Source organism: Flavobacterium sp. (genome assembly GCF_028689845.1).
Classification (GTDB): domain Bacteria; phylum Bacteroidota; class Bacteroidia; order Flavobacteriales; family Flavobacteriaceae; genus Flavobacterium.
Genome location: NZ_JAQVCH010000031.1, coordinates 23,510 through 29,806 on the forward strand (window position 1 = coordinate 23,510; position 6,297 = coordinate 29,806).

Genomic DNA, 6,297 nt, shown 5'->3' on the forward strand with positions numbered 1-6,297 from the left:
TTTTTTATAAAGTTCTGTACTTTTCTAATAAATTATTTAAAATTCCCAATTCTTCTTCAGAAAGATTTTGGGCAAATAATGTTTCGTGAGCTTCTATTTTAGGGTCTAATTGACTTAATAAATCAAGTCCTTTTTTTGTGATTGTAATTTCCATTTTCCGTCTGTTTTCTTCACAAACTACTCGGTTTACTAATCCTTTTAATAATAATTTATCTACCAAACGAGTGGTATTACTGGTTTTGGCAATCATCCGTTCTTGAATCATGCACATATTGGTTGGTTTTCCTTTTTGCCCTCTTAATATGCGTAATACATTAAATTGTTCAACTGATAAATCAAATGCTTTTAAAATATCATGAAAAGCATCCGCAACTACATTCTGCGTAAACATAATGTTGAGCACTGTTCGTTTTTCATGACTTATCGCCGAGTTTGATTTTATGATTTCTTCAATCTTCATTTTTACTTACATAATTTGTAGGTACAAATGTAATGCAAATCTTCATTTGTATATACAACTGTCTATTAAATTTTTGTTAAAGATTTAAAGTTCAAATTCTATAGAGCTACTAAATAGGTAGAAACTAGAATTAATTATTTCTAAATAATTTAAAAAAGTCATACTCAAAAGATAAGAGTATAGACAATATTTAAAAATAATGTATTTTTGTAATCTAAAATAGAAACCTTTTTTATAGATGAATTTAAACCAAGAACAGTGGTGGGCAAATGCTCAAAACGATGAGAATGCTATTTTTATAGACGTTCGAACACCCGAAGAATTTGAAAGAGGAATTATTCCCAATGCCATAAATATTGATATTTATAAAGGACAAGGATTTGTTTATTTATTAGAAGAATTAGACAAATCTAAAAATTATTATGTTTATTGCCATGCGGGAAGTAGGAGTGCAAAAGCTTGTGAAATTATGCAACAATTGGATTTTAAAGAATGCTTTAATCTAGTTGGTGGAATTTCAGAATGGAATGGACCGATTGTTGAACCTTAATATTTTTTATAGAAGCAATCCTTTTTTTTTGTATTTTTAACGTAGAAAAAATAAATTCAATACTATGAAAAAAAATGTAGGAAGTACAGACCGTTTCGTTCGAATTATCTTCGGAATTATTTTATTGATATTATTTATGTCAGGTTTTATAGAGAGTACAACCATAAAATGGAGTGTTTTTGGAATTAGTGCTATTTTAATTGCCACTTCTTTTTCCACATTTTGTCCGTTATATGCTTTATTAGGCAAAAGCACTTGTGAAGCTAAGAAAAATAAATAAATTTTATTTTTATAATTTTTTAAAACCACGTTTTGCGTGGTTTTTTAATTTTAAATATCCTTAAATCAAAACGATTTCCTACATTAGCAATTCGAATAAAACGCATAAAAATGATTAGTGAAACACAATTTCAATACGAATTAGAGCAAATTATAAGCAATGGAATTAGAGAAGATGTTGGCGAAGGCGACCACAGCTCTTTAGCTTGTATTCCCAATGATGCCATAGGTCAAGCCAAGTTATTAGTAAAGGAAAACGGAATAATTGCGGGAGTTGAATTTGCTAAAATGATTTTTAAAAAGGTTGATTCGCAATTAACCATTGAAACATTTATTAAAGACGGCACGGTAGTTCAGTATGGTGATATCGTTTTTCATGTTTACGGAAATTCACAATCCATTTTGAAGGCGGAACGGTTGGTGCTTAATTCGATGCAACGCATGAGTGCTATTGCGACGAAAACAAAAAAATATGTTGATTTGTTAGAAGGAACAGCTACAAAAATACTCGACACCCGCAAAACGACACCTGGATTTCGTGCTACTGAAAAATGGGCCGTTAAAATTGGAGGTGGAGAAAATCATCGTTTTGCTCTGTACGATATGATTATGTTAAAAGACAATCATATTGATTTTGCAGGAGGAATTTCGTTAGCAATTCAAAAAACAAAAGACTATCTAATTGAAAAACAATTAGATTTAAAAATAATTGTGGAAGCCAGAAGTTTAAATGAAGTGGAAGAAATTCTTAAAAGTGGTGGCGTTTACCGAATTTTGTTAGATAACTTTGATTTTGAAACAACCCGAAAAGCAGTTACTTTAATTGGAAATCAATCTTTAACAGAAAGTTCAGGCAATATCAACGAAAAAACAATTCGAGCTTATGCAGATTGTGGCGTAAATTATATTTCTTCAGGAGCATTAACGCATTCCGTTTATAATATGGATTTGAGTTTAAAAGCATTTTAAGAAGTAGAAAATAGGAAATAAACTGACTTTTGACATTCAAAATTTTTCTTTTATAAAAAAATTATGTCGTTTGAAATAGAACAAAAAATTGATAAAATCCCTATAATTAACCAATTGGTTCGTTTGACAAAAAAAATCAAACTTCCTTGGTTAGAAGGTTTGTCTTTTTATGATTTGATGGAATTATACATCATCGGAATTGCCAAAGGTGCTTTTTCTTATCGAGCTGGAGCAATTGCTTTTAGTTTTTTTATGGCTTTATTTCCCTTTGCTTTATTTATCCTAAACCTAATTCCCTATATTCCAATCGAAGGGTTTGAAAAAGATTTCTTGCGTTTTGTAGAAGAAGGTGTGCCACCCAATACGTTTGAAGCAATCAAAGCAATTATTGATGATATTTTAAATAATAGTTATAAAGGCTTACTTTCTTCGGGCTTTATACTCTCCATTTTTCTAATGTCTAATGGGCTAAATGCCATTTTAGGCGGATTTGAAACGTCGTATCACATTTCCATCAACCGCAGTTTTATCAGACAATATTTTATAGCCTTATTGATGTCTCTTCTTTTTTCAATTATTTTAATTGTGACAATTGTGGCTATTTTAATTTCTGAAATCATCATTCAAGATGTTCATTTACATCGCATTTGGGATACAGACACGACTTTAATTGAAATGATTCGTTACGGTTTTGTGGTGTTAATGATTCTAATTACCACTTCGATGCTGTTTAAATTTGGAACAAAAGAAGTTAAAAGAGTAGCGTTTATTAGTATTGGCTCTGTTTTTACCACGCTTTTAATTATGCTTTCTTCTTATATTTTTGGAATTTATGTCGTTAAATTTGCCAAGTATAACGAACTTTATGGTTCCATTGGAACCTTATTAATATTGATGTTTTATATTTGGATAAACTGCATGATTCTGTTGTTGGGATTTGAGCTCAATGCGACCATCCATAAATTAAAACGTAAAAACCTATTTGATTAAAAGTCAATTTATTCCTCTTTTTATGCCTTATTTCGTCGAAGTAATTTTGCCCTTGGCTCTCAATAAAACCTTTACGTATCAAGTGTCAGAGGCAGAATTTAATTTCATTCAAGTAGGAATGCGAGTTACGGTTCCTTTCGGGAAAAGTAAAATTTTTACTGCTTTAGCGATTGAAACACATCAAAATCCACCGACATTATACGAAGCAAAAGAAATTTTTCAAATAATAGACGATAAGCCAATCGTAAATGAAATTCAAATCAAACACTGGCAATGGATTTCATCGTATTATATGTGTGCCATTGGCGATGTTTTTCGTGCCGCTCTACCTTCTTCTTTATTGTTAGAAAGCGAAACAATTATAACTGCTTTGCCTGCAGATTTTATTGATGATGCCACGCTTACTGATGATGAATTCTTAATAAGAGAAGCCTTGCAACAGCAAAGTTCTTTAAAGGTAAAAGAAGTGATGGATATTGTTAATCGAAAGAATATTTTTCCGCTTTTGCAAAAATTAATGGACAAAAAATTGATTCGCTTACAAGAAGAAATTCAAGAAAATTATAAACCAAAATTAGTTCGCTATGTTCGCTTGTTCCCGCAATTCACAACAAATGAAGGCTTAACATTGTTATTGGATTCGATTAAATCAGAAAAACAAAAAAGTCTTTTGTTAGGCTATTTTCAATTGCAAGCAACCACAAAAAATCCAATTTCAGTAAAAGCCTTATTAGAGTTTACCAACCTGACATCAGCAATTGTAAAAGCACTTATTGACAAAGAAATAATAGAAGAATATCACTTAATTCAAGATAGAACAGACTATATCGCTGATGATAATTCAATCGAATTAAAATTGAGTAGTGCACAACAAAATGCGTTGGATGAAATTAAAAAGCAGTTTCAAGAAAAAGAGATTTGTTTGTTACATGGTGTGACTTCGAGTGGAAAGACAGAAATTTATAGTCAACTTATCCGTGAAAACATGCAAACTGGAAAGCAGATTTTATTTCTTTTACCAGAAATTGCATTGACTACGCAATTATTATCACGATTAAGAAAGTTTTTTGGGAATAAAGTGGCTGTTTTTCATTCAAAATACAATGCAAACGAACGCATTGAAGTTTGGAACCAAGTGTTAGAAAACTCTCCAAAAGCTCAAGTAGTTATTGGTGCAAGATCGGCTTTATTTCTTCCGTTTTCAAACTTAGGCCTCGTAATTGTTGATGAAGAACACGAGCCAAATTTTAAACAAACAGATCCGGCACCACGTTATCATGCTCGAGATGCGGCAACTGTATTAGCTAGTTTTCATCAGGCAAAAGTACTCATGGGTTCGGCTACACCAAGTATCGAAACATATTTTAATGCCCTTAATCATAAATATGGATTAGTTGAATTAACTGAACGTTTTGGAGCAATTCCAATGCCTGAAATCGTCTTAGTTGATTTAAAAGACAAGTATTTCCGAAAGCGGATGAATGGTCATTTTAGCGATACGTTACTCGAAGAAATAACAAATGCCTTGGCTTTAGAGGAGCAAGTTATTCTTTTTCAAAATCGGCGTGGTTTTTCGCCATTGCTAGAATGTATGTCATGCGGTCATGTACCACAATGTCCCAATTGTGATGTGAGCTTGACATACCACAAGTTTAAAAATCAATTGCGTTGCCATTATTGTGGTTATGCTATTGCAAAACCGACGAATTGCCATCAGTGCTCCAGTGTAGAATTAATTACAAAAGGGTTTGGTACCGAACAAATTGAGTTAGAATTAGCGTCAATTTTCCCAAACAAACGCATTCAGCGAATGGATCAAGATACAACGCGTGGAAAATTTGGTTACGAAAGAATTATAGACCGTTTTCAAAATCGAGAAGTCGATATTTTGGTGGGAACACAAATGCTGGCTAAAGGATTAGATTTTGATAATGTAAGTTTAGTCGGAATTTTAAATGCCGATAATATGCTGTTTTTTCCAGACTTTAGAGCTTTTGAACGTAGTTTTCAGATGATGACACAAGTTTCGGGTAGGGCAGGAAGAGCAAATAAAGCAGGTAAAGTAATTATTCAAACCTATAATCCTAATCATAATACAATTCAGCAAGTTACAAACAATAACTATAAAGGAATGTATAAGGAACAAATAAATGAACGACAACTTTTTGTATATCCGCCTTATGCCAAACTTATTAAAATCACGTTAAAGCATAAAGATTTTGAAAAAGTAAAAGAGAGTTCACAATGGTTGTATCAAGTATTGCATCAAAGTTTAAAAATGCCAGTTTTAGGGCCTGAAGAACCAGTCATAAGTAAAATTCGAAATGAATATATCCGAACTATCTTAATTAAAATTCCGGAAAATAATTCTATTCAAGCCACAAAAAAAACTATCCAGAAAATCCTGAATAGTTTTGAAGTTATTTCTCAGTATAGAGCGGTAAAAGTGATAATTAATGTAGATACACTTTAGGCAATTGCCAATGCTTTTTTCAAATCATCTTTTTTATTTCTACTTAATGGAATTTTAGTTACACCAATTTCAGCAAATTTGCTGTTAAATCGTTCAATTTTATCAATGTTAACAATGAATGATTTGTGAACGCGAAGGAAACGATCTTTCGATAGATCATTTTCAAATGATTTCATAGTGGATAGTACTAGGTTGCTGTCTTCGTCGGTTACGACTTTGACATAGTCACCATAGGCTTCAATCCATTTAATTTTGGAAGTAAAAACTTTCAATTTTTTCAAATTACTTTTAATAAAGATGTAATCACCTTCTTCTTCAGTAACTTCATTTCTTAATTTGTGTAATTCAATCGCTCTTTTAACAGAGGAATCAAATCGATCAACTGAGATTGGTTTTTGAAGATAATCAGTGGCATCATAATCAAAAGCTTTGACTGCATAGTCCGCTTTCGAGGTGATAAAAATAATCTGGGGCTTTTGCTTCAAACCATCCAAAAAATCGAATCCATTAATGATAGGCATTTCGATGTCAAGGAAAATAAGGTCTACCGAGTGTATTGACATACAACTCTTTGCT

7 protein-coding genes are annotated in these 6,297 nt (G+C 31.8%); 5 read left to right on the top strand and 2 right to left on the bottom strand.

The features are described from left to right. Nucleotides 1–4 precede the first annotated feature (4 nt). Complete coding sequence (locus PHR76_RS10980; RefSeq protein ID WP_300062393.1) at nt 5–460, bottom strand: MarR family transcriptional regulator; 456 nt, start codon at nt 458–460, stop codon at nt 5–7. Nucleotides 461–698: 238 nt separating this feature from the next. Here PHR76_RS10980 and PHR76_RS10985 point away from each other — a divergent pair, with 238 nt between their 5' ends. The 5 genes from PHR76_RS10985 (at nt 699) to priA (ending at nt 5,721) form a co-directional block, all read left to right on the top strand. Next, nucleotides 699–1,010 carry a rhodanese-like domain-containing protein gene (locus tag PHR76_RS10985; protein WP_300062396.1) on the top strand — a complete coding sequence of 104 codons (312 nt, stop codon included), beginning with the start codon at nt 699–701 and terminating at the stop codon, nt 1,008–1,010. A gap of 64 nt (nt 1,011–1,074) precedes the next feature. Further along, nucleotides 1,075–1,290, top strand: a complete 216-nt coding sequence (locus tag PHR76_RS10990) for a DUF2892 domain-containing protein (RefSeq protein WP_300062399.1) — start codon at nt 1,075–1,077, stop codon at nt 1,288–1,290. A gap of 110 nt (nt 1,291–1,400) precedes the next feature. Beyond that, complete coding sequence (gene nadC / locus PHR76_RS10995) at nt 1,401–2,258, top strand: carboxylating nicotinate-nucleotide diphosphorylase (protein ID WP_300062401.1); 858 nt, start codon at nt 1,401–1,403, stop codon at nt 2,256–2,258. Nucleotides 2,259–2,321: 63 nt separating this feature from the next. Next, nucleotides 2,322–3,248 (top strand): YihY/virulence factor BrkB family protein, encoded by a 927-nt coding sequence (locus PHR76_RS11000; RefSeq protein WP_300062404.1) that lies wholly within the window; start codon nt 2,322–2,324, stop codon nt 3,246–3,248. A gap of 22 nt (nt 3,249–3,270) precedes the next feature. After that, the gene (priA, locus tag PHR76_RS11005) at nt 3,271–5,721 is read left to right on the top strand and encodes a primosomal protein N' (protein ID WP_300062407.1); all 2,451 of its coding nucleotides are present in this window, start codon (nt 3,271–3,273) and stop codon (nt 5,719–5,721) included. Here the strand turns inward: priA and PHR76_RS11010 are convergent. Next, a partial coding sequence (locus PHR76_RS11010; protein WP_300062410.1) for a LytTR family DNA-binding domain-containing protein occupies nt 5,718–6,297 on the bottom strand: 580 nt, incomplete at its 5' end. The two genes, priA and PHR76_RS11010, sit on opposite strands and share 4 nt — an antisense overlap.

What these genes read in the sequence shown, in the direction of transcription:
- PHR76_RS10980 (WP_300062393.1), bottom strand. Translation starts at nt 460, where the DNA reads ATGAAGATTGAAGAAATCATAAAATCAAACTCGGCGATAAGTCATGAA.
- PHR76_RS10985 (WP_300062396.1), top strand. Translation starts at nt 699, where the DNA reads ATGAATTTAAACCAAGAACAGTGGTGGGCAAATGCTCAAAACGATGAG.
- PHR76_RS10990 (WP_300062399.1), top strand. Translation starts at nt 1,075, where the DNA reads ATGAAAAAAAATGTAGGAAGTACAGACCGTTTCGTTCGAATTATCTTC.
- nadC (WP_300062401.1), top strand. Translation starts at nt 1,401, where the DNA reads ATGATTAGTGAAACACAATTTCAATACGAATTAGAGCAAATTATAAGC.
- PHR76_RS11000 (WP_300062404.1), top strand. Translation starts at nt 2,322, where the DNA reads ATGTCGTTTGAAATAGAACAAAAAATTGATAAAATCCCTATAATTAAC.
- priA (WP_300062407.1), top strand. Translation starts at nt 3,271, where the DNA reads ATGCCTTATTTCGTCGAAGTAATTTTGCCCTTGGCTCTCAATAAAACC.